We start from the raw sequence: 16,438 nt of genomic DNA on the forward strand, positions 1-16,438 counted from the left end.
GGGCGAGCACATGCGCCCGTCGTTGACGAACTTCTGCTACCGGCAGAGCAGAAGCCTTGCTAGCTTCGTGACGCAGCACACACCCGGGGCCTCAGGGGTCGTCGTCCGGCGTGGCCCCCCTGAGATCTCGTCACGAACGGCACGCCGAACGGGCGCTCCCTGCGCTCGGTGACGCGCGCCGTCACAGCCACTCGAGGGGAATCCGTGAAGGTGATGAAGAGACTGCGCCACACGCTGCGGGCCGCGCTGTTCGCTGCGCTGTCCGCACTGCTGTTCCTGGGACTCGTCGGCACGGCGAGTGCGGCACCGCCCGCGCCCGGGGCGTCCGGGACCTCCGACTGCGCCGAGCGGCCCGTGCCGGCGAGCAAGGTCTCCGTCCAGCTGTGGACGTTCGCCGAGTACATCGGCTTCGGCACCGACGCCGCCACGCAGGCCCGTCACGAGGAGGTCCTCCGCCGGCTCAGCGAGATGGGCTACCGCAACGTCGAGCCGTTCACCCTGAGCGGGATGACCGCGGAGCAGTACGCCGACTTGCTCCGGGAGTACCGGCTCAAGGCCTCCGGGCGGCACGTCGGCGTCGGCACGCACGCCGAGCCGGCGGACATCGCGCAGATCCTCGAGGAGAACCGGGTCCTGGGCGTCCGCTACTTCGGCTCCGGTGGCACCCCGCAGCTCACGACCGAGGCCGAGTGGATCGCCTACGCCGAGTACCTGGACGCGGTCGGTGCGCAGGCCCGCCAGGCCGGGCAGTGGCTCATGGTCCACAACCACAACTGGGAGTTCGAGACCACCTTCGGCGACCGCAGCGCCTTCGACATCCTCATGGAGCACACCGAGCGGCGGCACGTCGTGTCGCAGCTCGACCTGTACTGGGCGGTCTTCGCCGGCGCCGATCCGATCGAGATCATCGAGGAGTACGGCAACCGGGTCCGGCTGTTCCACGTCAAGGACCTGAACGAGGAGCTCGACCGGCGGATCGAAATCGTCGGACGCGGGGACATCGACTTCGCGCCGATCTTCCGGGTGGCCGGCGGCAGCACCCGGTACTTCGTCGTCGAGCACGACCCGCGCTTCGGCGACCCCACGTTCGACCCCTTCGAGGCGGCGCGGGAGGGCTTCGCCTACCTCACCTGCTCGACCCGCTGACCGAGGGCGCAGCGCGCCCTCCCGAGGAGGCGGTCCCGGACGTCCGGGGCCGCCTCCTCCCGTGCGAGGGCGGTCCCGAGGGGTGACGCCGGAGCTACGCCCTGACCAGGCCGAACTGCGCGGCGTGCTCCTCGGCCCACTGCGCGAAACTCAGGGCCGGGCGACCGGTGACCGCGAGGACGTCGTCGGTGGAGTTCTCGGGATCGCCGACCAGCGTGGCCCAGTGCGCCAGGGACGCCTCCAGGATCGGGCGCTCCTCCGGAGCGGCGGAGTCGATGATCTGCTGCGCGGTCAGCCCCTCGATCTGGAGCGGCCGTCCGGTGGCCTTGGGGGTGTCGCCTTCACCTCCGCCTCGATCGGGCGGCTCAGGCGACGACTGCGACCCGCCTGCCGTGCGCCCTCACGCGCTCGTACTCGTGGCGGCGTCGGCGCTGAGGTGGGTGACCGGGACGCCGCAGCTCTTGCGCAGCCGCGCCGGTAGATCACGGCGGAGCCAGTGGGAGAGCGTGTGCGGCAGCGTGGAGACGACGATCTCGTCCGCCGGGAAGTGGCCGAGGGTGGCCCGCACGGCCTGGAGCGCGTCGGGGTCGCCGACCTCGCCGTCGACCTGGGCGCCCAGGGCGCGGAGGTCCTCCAGCGCCCGGTCGAGGCGCTGGCGGGCGAGCGCGTACGCGCGGTCGGTCACGGAGGGCCCCAGGCCGGCGTAGGCGCTGGGGCCTTCCACCTCGTCCTCTGCCGGGGTGGCGGGCGCGACGAGGTGGAACGCGTGCGGTTCGGCGGTGATCCGGTCCTGGACGGCCCGCCGGAGCGCGTCGGCGGAGAGGGTCTGGTTGGCGACGATCAAGCAGCGGCGCATGGCCCGGTGCTCCTGTTCGGTGGACGCCTCGACGACAGGAGTGTGACGCGCGTCATGGCGATGGTCCACCCGGTGGCGTCGCGGCATCCCGGTGCCCTGATCCGTCCAGGTCGCGCTGCCGCCGGGCACGTACCCCGGGCCCATCCGTTCACCGCTGCGTGGGCTCCCGGACCGGGGGTTCCGGCGACGGGGACGGGACCCGGGGCAGCGGCGGCGCCACCGGCTGGGCGGTGAGCTCCTGGTAGGCGGTGGTGTGCGCGCGGAGCGCCGCGACCGCGTCGGCGACGTCGGTGGCCGGCCTCCCGGCCGCCGACGCGACGTCCTCCGCCTGCCGCACCGCGTCGCAGACGTCGGCGACCATCTCGAGGTACGCCCGGGCCTCCGGCTCCGGGTCGGCCTGCTCCGTCGGGTTCGGGAACAGCGCCCGTTGCCGCAGGCGCTGCTCGAGGCGGCTGCCCTCGGCCTCCAGCGACGGCAGCAGCTCGGGGACGTCGCCGAGATGCGCACCGGCGGCCTGGGCCGCGACGACCTGGCGGCGCAGCCCGTCCCGGGCGCGGGCGACGTCGAGCTGGAGCTCCGCGGCCGAGCGCCGCTGGCCCGGCGGCAGACGGCGCGCGGCGACGGCGGTGGCCCCCTGCACACCGAGCACCCGGCCGCGGGCGGCGAGCTCCCGGCCACGGGCCGCGAGCGGGCTGCGCCGGAAGCGCCTGAGCACCAGCCATCCGGCGAGAGCGGCGACCAGCAGGAGCACGAGGAGCACGCCACCGAGGACGGCGACCACCGCGGGGTCCAGCGAGAGCAGGAAGGACAGCTCCTCGTCGGCCCGCACGTCCAGGGCGCCGGCGGTGCCGGTCGGCAGCGGGGTGGTCATCGAGCTCCTCGTCTCAGGCGGTGGGGGCGCCAGGGACAACGTCCTCCACCCGGCCGGTGGTTCCCGGGCCGGCTCGGCCGCCCGGTCCGGCGCGAGGCACCCATGGCACGTCGACGCGGACCGCGAGGCGCTGCATCGACCGTCCGTGGCGGGGGTAGCCGAGTGGCGCAGTTACGACAGCGGACGACCAGTGACAAGGAGTCAGCGATGACCACCAAGGCCGAGAAGTCGATCCAGGTCGACGTACCGGTGTCCACGGCCTACAACCAGTGGACCCAGTTCGAGGACTTCCCGTACTTCATGGGCGGGGTCAAGGAGGTGCACCAGCACGGCGACAAGCGCCTGCACTGGGTGGCGGAGATCGCGGGCGTCCGGCGCGAGTGGGAAGCAGTCATCATCGAGCAGGTGCCGGACCAGAAGATCGCCTGGGCCGCGCAGGAGGGCGCGACGAACGCCGGCGCCGTGCGGTTCGAGCCGGTCGGCGCAGGGTCCACCCTCGTCCACCTGTCGCTGGAGTACGAGCCCGAAGGGCTCGTGGAGAAGGTCGGCGACAAGCTCGGCGTCGTGGAGCGGCAGGTGGAGTCCGACCTCCAGCGCTTCAAGTCCCTCGTGGAGAGCGAGGGCTACGCCACCGGCGGATGGCGCGGCACGATCAACCCCGGAGAGGACGTCGGCACCCCCGGGGTGAACGCGGCCTTCACCTCCCGCGGCGACAGCGGGAAGGCGGGGGTGTCCGGCAAGGCCGTCGCCGCGGGGGCGGCCGCGGTGGCCGGCGTGGCGGCCGCGGGTGCTGCCGCCGCCGCGTCCGGGAGCAGTCAGGGCGGCGGCCAGGAGAAGGCACAGCCCCCGCAGGAGGACGTCGCGGTCGTTCCGCAGCCGCCGAGGGAGGCGGTGCGCGACGAGGTCGTCGTGGACGAGTCCGACCCCGCCGGCTTCACCGCTGGCACCTCCACCGAGGGCGTGGAGCGGGGAACCAGGGATTCCGACGACGACCCCATGATCGGGGGCGGCAGCCGCTGACCCGCACGGCGGTCGGGTCCGGGACAGCTCCCTCGGACCCGACCGCCACGCGGCGGCCCGGGGCCGCCGCCACTCCGTCGGTGGAGCCCTTCCGGGCACCGCGACCCCGAGCCGGAGCGCCGTGGCCGGATGCGGGTGCCGGCCCATCGCGCCGGGACCTCGTCCGGACGGCCGGGTCCGCCTGGCCGGAGCGGAGGGTCGCCCACCCCGTACCGGTGCGGCCGGGGCAGGTCACAACAGGGACAGGTCGAGCCGTTCCGACAGCAGGTGCAGGGCGGCCCGTCCCGCTCGTGAGTTGCCCTTCTCGTCCAGCGGCGGCGACCACGCGCACACACCGAACCGGCCCGGCACGTCGCCCATGACCGCGCCGGCGACGCCGCTCTTGCACGGGAATCCCAGGTCGTAGGCGAACTGGCCGGCCGCGTCGTACGTGCCGCACGTCAGCATCAGCGCGTTGACCCGGCGCGCGAGGGGCTCGGAGAGCACCGTGGCTCCCGTGCGTGGCTCGACGCCGTCGTTGGCCAGGAAACGAGCGGCTCGGGCCAGCGTCCGCGTGGTGACCGTGAGGGAGCACAGGCGGGCGTAGAGCTCGATGACCTCGTCGACCTCGTGGTGCAGGTTCCCGAACGACCGCATGAGGTGGGCGATGGCGCGGTTGAGGTGGCTGCCCTCCCGCTCGGCGTCGAGTGCGGTCTCGTCGACCACCAGCTCGTCGCCGACCAGCTCGCCCAGGAGGCCGGCCACCGAGCCGACGGGATCGTCCGCCACGTCGATCAGCACGTCGCTCACCACGAGGGCCCCGGCGTTGATGAACGGGTTCCGCGGCACGCCCTTCTCGTGCTCGAGCTGGATCAGCGAGTTGAACGGGTCCCCGGACGGCTCGCGGCCCAGCCGCTCGAACAGCTCCTCACCCACCCGCTGCAGGGCAGCCGTGAGCGCGAAGACCTTCACGACGCTCTGGACCGCGAAGCCGACGTCGGCGTCCCCGGTGACGTGCTCGGTCCCGTCGAGCTCGGCGAGCGCCAGGGCGAAGCGGGCGGGCTCGGCCGAGGTCAGCTCCTCGGGCTGCTCCTTGACCTCGCCCTCCTCGGCGCGATGCTGGGATCGGTCCGCGACCTCGGCGAGCACCGCCGCCAGGTCGCTGGTCCCGTCGGCAGCGGAGGGCGACGAGGGGGAGGGGGGCATCGACCCCCGTTACCCGTCGGCCGGCTGCCGACACCCCCCGCCCCGCGCGGCAGGCGCCGAAGTCGGGTCGCTGGCAGGGTGGACGGCATGGCCGATACCTCTCCCGCCGTCGTGGTGACCGGTGCGAACGGGTTGGTGGGCACCGCGGTGTGCCGCGCGCTGCTCGAGCGCTCGGCGCAGGTGCGCGCCGTCGTCCGGCGCGCCGGCAGTGCGCCCGCGCTCGACGGGGTCGTCGAGCACGTCGGTGACTTCGCCGACGAGGGCTTCGCCGGCACGGTGACCCGGGGCGTCGACGCGGTCGTCACGACCGTCCACCCGATGGGTTCGCCCCGGGAGGTGCAGCACCGGGTGGGCGTCGAGGGCACGTCGGCCTTCGCCCGGGCCGCCCGCGATGCCGGCGTCGCCCGGCTCGTCCACGTGTCCACGGCCGGGGTCTACGACCGCTCGGCCGGCGTCGGGGACGTGGCCGAGGACGGCGCCCTCCTGCCCGAGGGGAGCGGCGACTACCCCGACACCAAGAACGCCGCCGACGCCGCGCTTGCGCAGATCAGCGGGCTCACCACCGTGCTGGTCCGCCCGCCGGCCATCCTGGGGGCCGGCGAGACGTCGGTGTGGAACACGCTGCGGCCGCGGGCGATCCGCGACGGGAGCCGCCGGGCGAACCCGGCGCAGACCTGGGCCTGGGTGCACGTCGAGGACCTGGCGGCCCTGATCGCGGACGTCGCCACGGGCGCCGTCGCGACCGCCGACGACGCGGAACGGGGCCCGGTCGCCGGCGGTACGACCCCGGTCATCGTCGCGGGCGAGTCCGCGACCTGGCGGGATTACCTCGGCACGGTGACCGATGCGCTGGGCGTCGAGCCCGAGTGGACCGACGAGCCGGTCTGGACCGGCCGGCTGCGCACCGACCGCGCGCGCGGGTGGGGCTGGCAGCCCCGCGTCAGCCTCGCGCAGGCGCTGGGCGAGCTGCGGCAGGGCCTGACCTCACGTTCGTGAGGCGCCCGGTGGACCGGTGAGGAGTTAGACGCCGTGCACGGGCCACCCCGGCGCGCCGAGTTCCCGGGAGACGGCCCGCGCCGCCTCCCGGACCGCCCCTAGGACGGAGTCGTCCACCGGCCAGGCGGCCGACGGGACGACGACGCCGATGGCGCCGGCGACATCGGCGTGCGCATCGAAGACCGGCGCGGCGAGCCCGCACTCGCCGAGGAGAGCCTCCTCCTGCTCCAGGGCGACAGCGGTGGAGCGCGCCTCCTCCAGCTCGGCCCGGAGCTCCGTCACGGAGGTGAGGGTCTCGCCCGTCATGCTCTTCAGCGGCTCCTGGAGCACACCCCGTCCGGCCGCTCCGGAGAAGGCGAGGATCGCCTTGCCCAGGGCGCAGGCGTGGGCGGGGATTACGATCCCCACCTCCGGCATCTGCCGGCTGCCGTCGGGGCGCGGCTCGTGGTGAATGATCACGACGTCGTCGAGCAGCAGGACGGCGGTCCGCACCGCGAACCCGGTCCGGCGGGCCACCTCCTCGGCCCACGGGATCGCGCGGGAGCGCAGCTCGATGGTGTCGAGGTAGACGTTGCCCAGGCGCAGGACGGCGGGGCCCAGCTGGTAGCGGCCCGACCCGCGTTCCTGCACCACCAGCCCGTGGGAGACGAGGGTGCGCACCAGCCCGTGCACGGTCGACGGGGGCAGCTCGAGCCTGGCGGCCAGCTCGGACAGGGCCATCCGGCGGGAGCCCTGCAGGGCCGTCAGCACCCGGACCGCCCGGTCGACGGACTGAATCACCGGCCCGCCCCTCCCGCTCGTCCCGGTGCGCGGCCGTGCCTTGTCGAGCACCGGCGCGCTCTAGTAATCTACGTCACACATTCGACGATGTCGAATGGTCTTCGGTGAAGCGGAGGCCCCGTGCTCGACGAGACGGCCCTGCCCCGGCGTCCGGTCGTCGGGTTCTCCGGCGAGGCCACCGTGGTCCGTGTGGACCACCGCACGGCGGCGACGGTCGACGGCGTGGTGGGCCCCGCACTCGCCTGCACCGTCATCGCGCGGACGCCCGCCGTGGCGCGCCGCCGTGCCCGGCGTCGACGTGGGCGCCCCCGACGAGGCCCGCGCACCCGCGACGGCCTCCTGATCCCTACGCCACCAGGAGAACCGAGGTCATGAAGAAGCTCGTCAACGACCCAGCGGACGTCGTCTCGGAAGCCCTGCGGGGCTTCGAGGCCGCACACCCCGACCTGCGGGTCGACCACGCGAACAAGGTGATCCACCGCGGCGACCTGCCGAAGCCGGGCAAGGTCGGCATCGTCTCCGGCGGCGGCTCCGGCCACGAGCCGCTGCACGGCGGATTCGTGGGGCTGGGCATGCTCGACGCCGCCTGCGCCGGCGAGATCTTCACGTCTCCGGTGCCCGACCAGGTGCTCGCGGCCACGAAGCTGGTCGACGGCGGCGCAGGAGTCCTGCACGTCGTCAAGAACTACACCGGCGACGTCATGAACTTCGAGATGGCCGCGGAGCTGGCCGAGGCCGAGACCGGGGCGCGGGTGGTCCCGGTGGTCACCGACGACGACGTCGCCGTCCAGGACAGCACGTGGACGGCGGGGCGGCGGGGGGTCGGCGTCACCGTCCTGCTGGAGAAGATCGCGGGTGCCGCCGCCGAGCAGGGCCGCTCGCTGGACGAGGTCGCCGACGTGGCCCGGACGGTGAACGCCAACGGCCGCAGCATGGGCCTCGCGCTCACCAGCTGCACGTTGCCGGCGGTCGGGCACCCGTCGTTCGACCTGGGGCCCGACGAGATGGAGCTCGGCGTGGGCATCCACGGCGAGCCGGGCCGCGAGCGCATCCCGCTGGCGTCGGCACGGGAGATCGCCGCCATGCTGGTCGAGCCGGTCCTCGACGACCTGCCGTTCCGCTCCGGCGACGGCGTCCTCTGCTTCGTCAACGGCCTCGGTGGGACGCCGCTGATCGAGCTCTACGTCATGGTCAACGAGGTGAACCGGATCCTCTCCGGGCGCGGCGTGCAGATCGCCCGCTCGCTGGTCGGCAACTTCATCACCTCCCTCGACATGGCCGGCACGTCGGTCACGTTGCTGCGCGTCGACGACGACCTGCTCTCGCTGTGGGACGCGCCCGTGCGGACGCCGGCGCTGCGGTGGGGGGTCTGACCGATGGCTGACGGCATGACGACGGGCGACCTGGCGGACTGGGTCCGGGCCTTCGCCCGGCTCGTCGACGAGAACAAGGACCTGCTCACGGAGCTCGACGCGGCGATCGGCGACGCCGACCACGGCGCCAACATGCACCGCGGGATGACCGCGGTGGTGACTGCGCTCGACGAGGGCGCGGCCACCACGCCGGGCGCCCTGTTCATGAAGGTCGGCATGACGCTGGTGTCGACCGTCGGCGGGGCGAGCGGCCCGCTCTACGGAACCTTCTTCCTCCGGTTCGGCGGAGCCGTCGGCGACGCCGAACCGGTGGACCCCGACGGTTTCGCCGCCGGGCTGCGCGCGGGGCTCGAGGGGGTGGTGGCCCGTGGCAAGGCGGAGGCGCAGGACAAGACCATGTTCGACGCCCTGGCCCCGGCGGTCGACGCACTGGAGGCGGCGCTGGCCGACGGCCAGCCGTGGGGCACCGCGTTGCAGCGGGCGTCGGCGGCTGCGGCCGTGGGGCGGGACGCGACGATCCCGATGCCGGCCCGCAAGGGCCGGGCCAGCTATCTCGGCGAGCGGAGCGCCGGGCACCAGGACCCCGGCGCGACCAGTGCGGCGCTGCTCGTCGCCGCGGCGGCGACGGCCCTGGGTGGCGTCCAGAATCCGGTGGCGGCCGGGCCGGCCGACGGGACGCCCTCCGGATGACGGCGTCCAGCGGTGGGGGAGCGCAGGGCGTCGGGATCGTGGTCGTCTCGCACAGCCGGGCCCTGGCCACGGCCGCCGTCGCGCTGGCGACGGAGATGGTGCACGGCGCCGAGCCCCGCATCGCGGTCGCGGCCGGGCTCGGCGACACGACCTTCGGCACGGACGCCGTCCAGATCGCCGCAGCCATCCAGCGCGTCGACGGCGACGCCGGCGTGGTGGTCCTCATGGACCTCGGCAGCGCGGTGCTCAGCGCGGAGATGGCGCTGGAGCTGCTGGACGACGACGTCGTCCGGGACCGCGTGACGCTCTGCCCGGCACCGCTGGTCGAGGGGCTCGTGGTCGCGGCGGTCGCGGCTGCCGGTGGCGCATCCCGGCAGGAGGTCGCCGCCGAGGCCCGGGCGGCGCTCCTGGCGAAGACCGGGCACCTGGGTGCCGACGACGAACCCGGAGGCCCGGCCTGCGGGGAGGACGGGACCGGTGTCACCGCCACCTTCACCGTCGAGAACCTTCACGGGCTCCACGCCCGGCCCGCGGCCCGGCTGGTCGCGGAGGTGCGCCGGCTGGACGCCGCGGTGACGCTGCGCAACCTCACGGCGGGCGGAGCGGTGGTCCCGGCGGCCAGCCTCAGCCGCGTGGCGACGCTGGGTGCGCTCCAGGGGCACGTCGTCGAGGTGGCGGCGACCGGACGGCAGGCGCGCGCCGCGGTGGACCGCCTGCTGGCGCTGGCCGCACGCCGCTTCGACGAGGTGGACGACGCAGGCGAGGCCGCCCCGTCCGGTGACGCGCCGCCCGCGCCGGGAACACCGTTGCCCGCGGGCCCGGGGATCGGGATCGGCCCCGCCCGCCGGCTGCCCACGTGGTCGCCGCCGCCCACCGACCGACCAGCCGGTCCCCCCGCCGCCGAGTGGCGACGGCTGACCGAGGCCGTGGCCGACGTCCGCCGGGAGGTCGAGCGGCTCCGCGACGGCGCGCTGCAGGGCGCCGGAGCGGCGGCGGCCGGGATCTTCGAGGCCCACCTGCTGCTGCTCGACGACGCGGAGCTGCTGGGGGAGGCGCGGTCGCGGATCGACGCCGGCACCTCCGCGCCGGCCGCCTGGGAGGCGGCGGTCGAGACGGTGGAGCGAAGCTGGCTCGCGCTGCCCGACCCCTACCTGCGTGGTCGCGCAGCGGACGTCCGGGCGGTGGGGGAGCAGGTGCTGCGCACGCTGGGCGGTGCCACCGCGGCGGTGCCGGTCGCGGTGGACGGCGTCCTGCTCGACCGGGACCTGACCCCGGCGCAGGCGGCGGCGCTCGACCCGCGCACCGTGCGCGGCGTCGTCCTCGCCGGTGGGAGCGCCACCTCGCACGCGAGCATCCTGCTGCGCTCGTTGGGCATCCCCGCGGTCGTCGCCGCCGGGCGGGCGGTCCTCGACGTGGCCGAGGGCACGGTGGTCGTCGTCGACGGTGCGGCCGGGCGGGTGGTCGTGGATCCGGCCCCCGAGGCCCTCGAGGAGTACCGGCGCGAGGCGGCCCATCTCGCCGAGCAGGCGGAGCGTTCGGCGGCCGAGGCGACCCGTCCGGCGATCACCGCGGACGGGGTCCGGGTGGAGGTGGCGGCCAACCTCGCGTCCGTCGCCGACGCCCGTGCCGCGGCGGCGACCGGAGCCGACGGCGCCGGCCTGGTCCGGACCGAGCTGGTCTTCGTCGATCGGGACCGCCCGCCGTCCGTGGCGGAGCAGGAGCGGGAGTACCGCGCGATGGCGGAGGCGTTCGACGGCCATCCCATCACGATCCGGACCCTCGACGTCGGCGGCGACAAGCCGCTGCGCTACCTCCGGCAGCCCTCCGAGGCGAACCCCTATCTCGGCCTGCGGGGCCTGCGCCTCTCGCTCGCGCGGCCGGAGCTGTTCGTCGAGCAGTTGACCGCGATCTGCGAGGTCGCGCGCCATGCGCCGGTCAACGTCCTGTTCCCCATGGTGACGGCCGTCGACGAGCTGATAGCGGCACGGCAGCTGCTCGACCGGGCGGCCGGCCCGGAGGGGCTGCCGAGCTCCCTGCGGATCGGGATCATGGTGGAGGTGCCGGCGGCGGCGCTGACCGTCGAGGCGTTCCTGCCGTACCTGGACTTCGTCAGCATCGGGACGAACGACCTCACGCAGTACGCGCTCGCCGTCGAACGCGGGAACCCGGCCGTGGCGCCGCTGGCCGATCCGCTCCACCCGGCCGTTCTGCGCCTCATCGGCGAGGTGGGCAGCCGGGCGGCCGGTCGGGCTCCCGTCGCTGTGTGCGGCGAGATGGCAGCTGATCCGCTGGCCGTCCCCCTGCTGCTCGGCCTGGGTGTGACGGAACTCAGCGTCGCGGGCGCCGCCGTGCCGCGCGTGAAGGCGGCGGTGCGGGCACTGGCCCTGCGCGCGTGCGACGAGCTGGCGAAGGAGTGCCTCGAGGCGGGGACCGTCGAGGAGGTCCGTCAGCTGCTCGCCGACCGCGCGCAGGCCCTGCGACCGGCCGGAGCGGTGGCGCCGTACGTCCGTTCCACGTGAGGGTGGATCCCGGGCCGGCAGCGCGTCGCTCGCGGGGTCGTCCCGTCGACTACGGCTCGTCCGTCAGGGCGTGTCCGGTGGCGACGGGAACAACCAGAGCACGCTCGACAGCGCCCCGTACACCACGGCCGGGCCGGTGTGCGGCAGTCGCTTCCCGGCCGCCGCCCGTGCCTCGCCGCGGCGGAAGATCCACCGCTCCGCGGTCAGCTGCGCGCCGACCCCCGCGGCGAGTGCGGCCGCCACGGACCCGGCGATGACGGCCTTGCTGCGGGCGGGCAGCGAACGGAGTGCCTGCGCCGGGGCGACCGCGCCGTCGGGCTCCTGCCCAGCGGGGGCGGTGCGCCGCGTCGCCCGCAGGTCGGGGACCGACGCCGCGAAGGCGACGGCCGTGAGCCCGGCCTTCGCCCAGCCGCGGGTCGTGCGCGAGGGGATGAAGTCCGGCGTGGCGTAGTACAGGGCGGTTGCCGCCCCGCCGACCAGGGCGGCAAGGGCTCGGGATGAGGTGGACCGCGTGTTCACCCGGCCATCCTCTCGCGCGCGAGCGGCCGCAACAACGCAGTTGGGCGCAGCTGCCGACAGCACCAGCGGCAGGGACGACTTCCCGCCGGCGCGGCGACCGCGGCTCGACGTCGGCGCTCGTCACCGAGCCGGGCGGAGCCCCGGTCACTGCTGCATCCGCGGATCGTGGGTGGGGTCGGCGTACGGCCTGGGGCAGCCGTCGTCGACGGCCCGGGGGCGCAGCTCGTAGTGCCAGGGCTCGTTGCGGTAGGTCTGGCACAGCCCGTACCGCGCCCCGTGCTCGGCCAGCCACGCCCGTGCCTCGGAGGGGCCGACGTCGACCGCGTCCCCGGACACGTGGGCGGAGGTCTCCGCCGTGGCCACCCATCGGGCAGCCTCCTCCTCCGAGCCGTACTCGGTGACGGCCTCGCGGAGCAGCTGCTCCTGGTACGCAGGGGAACGCCAGCCGCTGGTGACGGTGAACCCGACCCCGTCACCCGCGGCAGCCGCCGCTGCCCTGCGGAGGGCGCCGAGGAGATCGGCATCGAGGTTGGCCACGGCCGGGAACTCGCCGTCGAAGACCGTCACACCGTCGGGCACGACGCCGTCGTCGACCGTCACGCCGAGCGGCCGGGGACGGTCGGGCGCATCCGGGTTGTGACGCAGGTCGGGGGACGGCGAACCGCTCCGGACGTCGTCGTCGGGGACTGCTCGCTCCTCCCCGTCCGTCCGGACGACGGGTGCTGCCGACGAGGACGGGGCTGCCACCCCCTGGTACCCGAGGATCCCTCCGACGATCGCGGCGATGGGCAGTACCAGGACGACTGCGATGGTCGATCGGGCCCGGCCGGCTCTCGTTCGTGCGTGGTCGCTGTGGGACATGCCTGCAGTCAAGGCAGGGTTCCGTTGCCACCACGTACGCGTTTCTCGATATGCCGGCGATACGTGCTCGTTCTCTAGCCTCGGCAGCGTGCGCGTGCTGATCGTCGAGGACGAACCGTTGCTGGCAGGAGCCATCCGCGATGGGCTGCGTCTGGAAGCGATCGCGTCCGACGTCGCCGGGGACGGCGAGACCGCGCTCGAACTGCTGGGCGTGAACGCCTACGACATCGCGGTCCTCGACCGCGACATCCCCGGGCCGTCCGGTGACGAGATCGCCGCGCACATCGTCGCGTCGGGCAGCGGCATGCCGATCCTGATGCTCACCGCTGCCGACCGGCTCGACGACAAGGCGTCCGGGTTCGAGCTCGGCGCCGACGACTACCTCACCAAGCCGTTCCAGCTCAAGGAGCTGGTCCTGCGGCTCCGAGCGCTCGACCGCCGGCGAGCGCACAACCGGCCGCCCGTGCGGGAGATCGCGGGTCTGCGGCTGGACCCGTTCCGGCGCGAGGTCTACCGGGACGGCCGGTACGTCGCGCTGACCAGGAAGCAGTTCGCCGTGCTCGAGGTCCTCGTCGCCGCCGAAGGGGGCGTCGTCAGCGCCGAGGAGCTGCTGGAGCGCGCGTGGGACGAGAACGCGGACCCCTTCACCAACGCTGTCCGGATCACCGTCTCGGCGTTGCGCAAGCGCCTCGGCGAACCGTGGCTCATCGCCACCGTTCCGGGCGTCGGGTACCGGATCGACACAGCACCGGGCACGGCACCCGGGGGAGGGGACCATGGCTAGGGCCCCCGGTCCGAGTGCCCGCCTCAAGCTCACTCTCAGCTATGCCGGCTTCCTCGTGCTCGCGGGGGCGCTGCTCCTGGCGGTCGTGTGGGTGTTCCTGCTGCGCTACGTGCCCGACGGCGTGCTCGTCACCTCCGGCCGGCCGGGACGCCAACCGGGGCTCTTCGTCCCGAACCGGTCGGACCTCGTGCGCGCTTTCGTCCCGCGCGCGGCCGCTGCGCTGGCGTTCCTGCTCGTGCTGGGTCTCGCGGGAGGGTGGTTCCTCGCCGGCCGGATGCTCGCCCCGCTGCGCCGCATCACGGAGGCCACCCGCATGGCGGCGACCGGGTCGCTTTCCCACCGCATCCGGCTGCCGGGCCGTCAGGACGAGTTCCGGGAGCTCGCCGACGCCTTCGACGGGATGCTCGCGCGGCTCGAGGCGCACGTCGCCGAACAGCAGAGGTTCGCGGCCAACGCCTCTCACGAGCTGCGCACCCCGCTGGCCATCACGCAGACCCTGCTGGAGGTCGCCCGCAAGGACCCGGACCGCGACCCGGCCGAGCTCGTCGACCGCCTCCACGACGTCAACGCCCGGGCGATCGACCTCACGGACGCACTCCTGCTGCTCAGCCGCACCGAGGGGGGATCCTTCCCCCGGGAACGCGTCGACCTCTCGCTCGTGGCCGAGGAAGCCACCGAGACGCTCCTGCCGCTCGCGGACAAGCACGGCGTCACGATCGAGACCTCCGCGGATGCCGCCCCCACGGTCGGATCACCGTCGCTCCTGCTGCAGATGGCGACGAACCTCCTGCACAACGCCGTGGTCCACAACCTCCCCGAGCGGGGCACGGTGCGGATCACCACCGGCGCCCGCTCCGGGACGGCGGTGCTCACCGTGGAGAACACCGGCGAGGAGATCGATCCGGAGCTGGTCTCGACGCTCTCCGAGCCGTTCCGGCGCGGCACCGAGCGCATCCGCTCCGACCACGCGGGCGTGGGTCTCGGCCTGGCGATCGTCCAGGGCATCGTGCGCGCGCACGGCGGAACGCTGACCATCGTCGCGCGCCCGGCCGGCGGTCTCCGCGTCGCGGCGGAGCTGCCTGCGGCCCGCGAACAGGGAGACGTCCCACCACCCTGAGGGCATGGGTCGCGCGGTGGCCGAACCGCCTCGTGACCGACTGCCCACGTCACGGCGCCGGTCGTGGCCGCGGCGGCCCAGCGGACGGCCGCCGCCGCGGCGATCGACGTCGACCTGATCCTCGACGACGCCCGGGCACAGGCCGCAGCCGGTGCGCCGGAACCGGTTGTCGCCGGATACCGGAGCCGCCATGGTGGACGGCACCCGGCGGGGACCGGCCGGCGCGACCGGTCCCCGGGACGGCCTGACCTGACGGAGGCAGCGTGTCCCCTGACGTCATCGGACTCAGCCTGCTGGTGCTGGGCGTCCTGCTCCTGGTCGCCAAACTCGTCCGGATCCGGTCACGCATCGCCCAGAAGCTCTTCCTCCCCAGCTCGATCATCGGCGGGTTCCTCGCCCTGCTCATCGGCCCCGAGGTGGTCGGCTCGGTGGCCGAGGCGATCGGCGGGGAGGACGCGCCGCTGAGCGGCGGACTGTGGCCGGCCGAGTTCCTCGAGGTCTGGGCGTCGCTGCCGGGCCTGCTGATCTCGGTCGTCTTCGCGACCCTGTTCCTCGGCGAGCGGATCCCCAAGGTGAAGGAGGCCGCCGAGCTCGCCGGGCCGCAGCTGGCCCTCGGCGTCACCATGGCGTCGGGCCAGTACGTGATCGGGTTGCTGCTGGCCGTCCTGCTGCTCGTGCCGTTCCTCGGCCAGGACCCCATGGTCGGCGCGCTCATCGAGGTGGGGTTCGAGGGCGGCCACGGCACGGCCGCAGGCCTGGGCACCACCTTCGCCGACCTGGGCTTCCCGGAGGCGCAGGACCTGGCGCTGGGCCTGGCCACGGTGGGCGTCGTCTCCGGCGTCGTCGTCGGCATCGCGCTGATCAACTGGGGGGTGCACACCGGCCGCGCCCAGGTGCTGGAGGACGACGCGAAGACGTCGCTGGCCGAGCAGCGCGGGCTCTACGAGCGGGAGGAGCAGCCGCCCGCCGCGCTGATGACGGTGCGCACCGCCTCGGTCGAGCCGCTGGCCATCCACTTCGCGATCGTCGCCGTGGCGATCCTCATCGGCCTCGGCCTGCTCGAGGCGCTCCAGGCCCTCGAGGCGGCGCTGTGGGCCGACACCGTCGAGCTCTTCGAGTTCGTGCCGCTGTTCCCGCTGGCGATGATCGGCGGGGTGCTGGTGCAGAAGTTCGTCGACCGGTTCGACCGGACCGGCATCGTCGACCGGCGGATGATGCTGCGCATCCAGGGGATCGCCCTCGACCTGCTGATCATCAGCGCCCTCGCCACGCTGTCCATCCAGGCGATCGCGGACAACTGGGTGACGTTCCTCCTCCTCGCCGTCGCCGGCCTCTCGTGGAACGTGGGCGCCTTCGTCTTCCTGGCGCGCCGGATGATCCCGCGCTTCTGGTTCGAGCGCGGTATCGGCGACCTGGGGCAGTCCCTCGGCGTCACGGCCACCGGCCTGATCCTGATCCGGGTCGCCGACCCCAACGCCGCCACCCCGGCGATGGAGGCCTTCGGTTACAAGCAGCTGGCCTTCGAGCCCTTCTTCGGCGGCGGACTGGTCACCGCGGCGTCGCTCCCGCTGATCGCCCAGTTCGGGCCGGTGCCGCTGCTGATCGCCATGTCGGTCCTGCTGGTCCTGTCGCTGGGGACGGGCATCCTGTGGTTCGGACGGCGGACCCCGGCCCAGGAGGAGGCGCGTTCCCCGGACGGTTGACGGCCGGAGCGTCCGGCG

15 protein-coding genes are annotated in these 16,438 nt (G+C 74.3%); 9 read left to right on the plus strand and 6 right to left on the minus strand.

Annotated elements, in window-relative coordinates; all coding sequences use genetic code 11:
* The first annotated feature begins 213 nt into the window (after window positions 1-213).
* On the plus strand, window positions 214-1,146 hold the full coding sequence (locus ACI79K_RS06475; protein WP_456587944.1) for a sugar phosphate isomerase/epimerase family protein: 933 nt from the start codon (window positions 214-216) through the stop codon (window positions 1,144-1,146).
* 400 nt (window positions 1,147-1,546) lie between these two features.
* Here the strand turns inward: ACI79K_RS06475 and ACI79K_RS06480 are convergent, their stop codons facing one another.
* Together ACI79K_RS06480 and ACI79K_RS06485 are read right to left on the minus strand one after the other, a co-directional pair.
* Window positions 1,547-2,002: a hypothetical protein gene (locus ACI79K_RS06480; protein ID WP_456587943.1), complete on the minus strand. Its 456-nt coding sequence runs from the start codon at window positions 2,000-2,002 to the stop codon at window positions 1,547-1,549.
* A gap of 148 nt (window positions 2,003-2,150) precedes the next feature.
* The gene (locus tag ACI79K_RS06485; protein ID WP_456587942.1) at window positions 2,151-2,873 is read right to left on the minus strand and encodes a hypothetical protein; all 723 of its coding nucleotides are present in this window, start codon (window positions 2,871-2,873) and stop codon (window positions 2,151-2,153) included.
* Between the two features lie 207 nt (window positions 2,874-3,080).
* Between ACI79K_RS06485 and ACI79K_RS06490 the strand changes: the two genes are divergently transcribed.
* Window positions 3,081-3,893 (plus strand): SRPBCC family protein, encoded by an 813-nt coding sequence (locus ACI79K_RS06490; RefSeq protein WP_456587941.1) that lies wholly within the window; start codon window positions 3,081-3,083, stop codon window positions 3,891-3,893.
* A gap of 231 nt (window positions 3,894-4,124) precedes the next feature.
* On the opposite strand, the gene glsA is transcribed toward ACI79K_RS06490, so the two are convergent.
* On the minus strand, window positions 4,125-5,078 hold the full coding sequence (gene glsA, locus ACI79K_RS06495) for a glutaminase A (protein WP_456599278.1): 954 nt from the start codon (window positions 5,076-5,078) through the stop codon (window positions 4,125-4,127).
* A gap of 87 nt (window positions 5,079-5,165) precedes the next feature.
* On the opposite strand from glsA, the gene ACI79K_RS06500 reads away from it, so the two are divergent.
* On the plus strand, window positions 5,166-6,074 hold the full coding sequence (locus ACI79K_RS06500; RefSeq protein ID WP_456587938.1) for an NAD-dependent epimerase/dehydratase family protein: 909 nt from the start codon (window positions 5,166-5,168) through the stop codon (window positions 6,072-6,074).
* A gap of 24 nt (window positions 6,075-6,098) precedes the next feature.
* Here the strand turns inward: ACI79K_RS06500 and ACI79K_RS06505 are convergent, their stop codons facing one another.
* The gene (locus ACI79K_RS06505) at window positions 6,099-6,854 is read right to left on the minus strand and encodes an IclR family transcriptional regulator (protein ID WP_456587937.1); all 756 of its coding nucleotides are present in this window, start codon (window positions 6,852-6,854) and stop codon (window positions 6,099-6,101) included.
* Between the two features lie 371 nt (window positions 6,855-7,225).
* Here ACI79K_RS06505 and dhaK point away from each other — a divergent pair, with 371 nt between their 5' ends.
* From dhaK to ptsP, 3 genes are read left to right on the plus strand one after another with little or no spacing between them, the layout of a single operon-like run.
* Window positions 7,226-8,227, plus strand: coding sequence for a dihydroxyacetone kinase subunit DhaK (gene dhaK, locus ACI79K_RS06510; protein ID WP_456587936.1), 1,002 nt, complete (start codon window positions 7,226-7,228; stop codon window positions 8,225-8,227).
* 3 nt (window positions 8,228-8,230) lie between these two features.
* The gene (gene dhaL, locus ACI79K_RS06515) at window positions 8,231-8,917 is read left to right on the plus strand and encodes a dihydroxyacetone kinase subunit DhaL (protein ID WP_456587935.1); all 687 of its coding nucleotides are present in this window, start codon (window positions 8,231-8,233) and stop codon (window positions 8,915-8,917) included.
* Window positions 8,914-11,436 carry a phosphoenolpyruvate--protein phosphotransferase gene (gene ptsP, locus ACI79K_RS06520; RefSeq protein ID WP_456599279.1) on the plus strand — a complete coding sequence of 841 codons (2,523 nt, stop codon included), beginning with the start codon at window positions 8,914-8,916 and terminating at the stop codon, window positions 11,434-11,436. The genes dhaL and ptsP overlap by 4 nt, the downstream gene beginning before the upstream one ends.
* Window positions 11,437-11,499: 63 nt before the next feature.
* Here the strand turns inward: ptsP and ACI79K_RS06525 are convergent, their stop codons facing one another.
* Both ACI79K_RS06525 and ACI79K_RS06530 read right to left on the minus strand, forming a co-directional pair.
* Window positions 11,500-11,955, minus strand: a complete 456-nt coding sequence (locus ACI79K_RS06525; protein ID WP_456599280.1) for a hypothetical protein — start codon at window positions 11,953-11,955, stop codon at window positions 11,500-11,502.
* Between the two features lie 144 nt (window positions 11,956-12,099).
* Window positions 12,100-12,816 (minus strand): M15 family metallopeptidase, encoded by a 717-nt coding sequence (locus ACI79K_RS06530; RefSeq protein ID WP_456599281.1) that lies wholly within the window; start codon window positions 12,814-12,816, stop codon window positions 12,100-12,102.
* Window positions 12,817-12,904: 88 nt separating this feature from the next.
* Between ACI79K_RS06530 and ACI79K_RS06535 the strand changes: the two genes are divergently transcribed.
* From ACI79K_RS06535 to ACI79K_RS06545, 3 genes are all read left to right on the plus strand, one after another.
* Complete coding sequence (locus ACI79K_RS06535; RefSeq protein WP_456587931.1) at window positions 12,905-13,600, plus strand: response regulator transcription factor; 696 nt, start codon at window positions 12,905-12,907, stop codon at window positions 13,598-13,600.
* Window positions 13,593-14,717 (plus strand): sensor histidine kinase, encoded by a 1,125-nt coding sequence (locus tag ACI79K_RS06540; protein ID WP_456599282.1) that lies wholly within the window; start codon window positions 13,593-13,595, stop codon window positions 14,715-14,717. Before ACI79K_RS06535 ends, ACI79K_RS06540 begins: the two co-directional genes overlap by 8 nt.
* A gap of 263 nt (window positions 14,718-14,980) precedes the next feature.
* On the plus strand, window positions 14,981-16,420 hold the full coding sequence (locus ACI79K_RS06545; protein ID WP_456587929.1) for a sodium/glutamate symporter: 1,440 nt from the start codon (window positions 14,981-14,983) through the stop codon (window positions 16,418-16,420).
* The last annotated feature ends 18 nt before the right edge of the window (window positions 16,421-16,438 follow it).

The sequence above is a fragment of the Blastococcus sp. SYSU DS0616 genome (assembly GCF_054051015.1).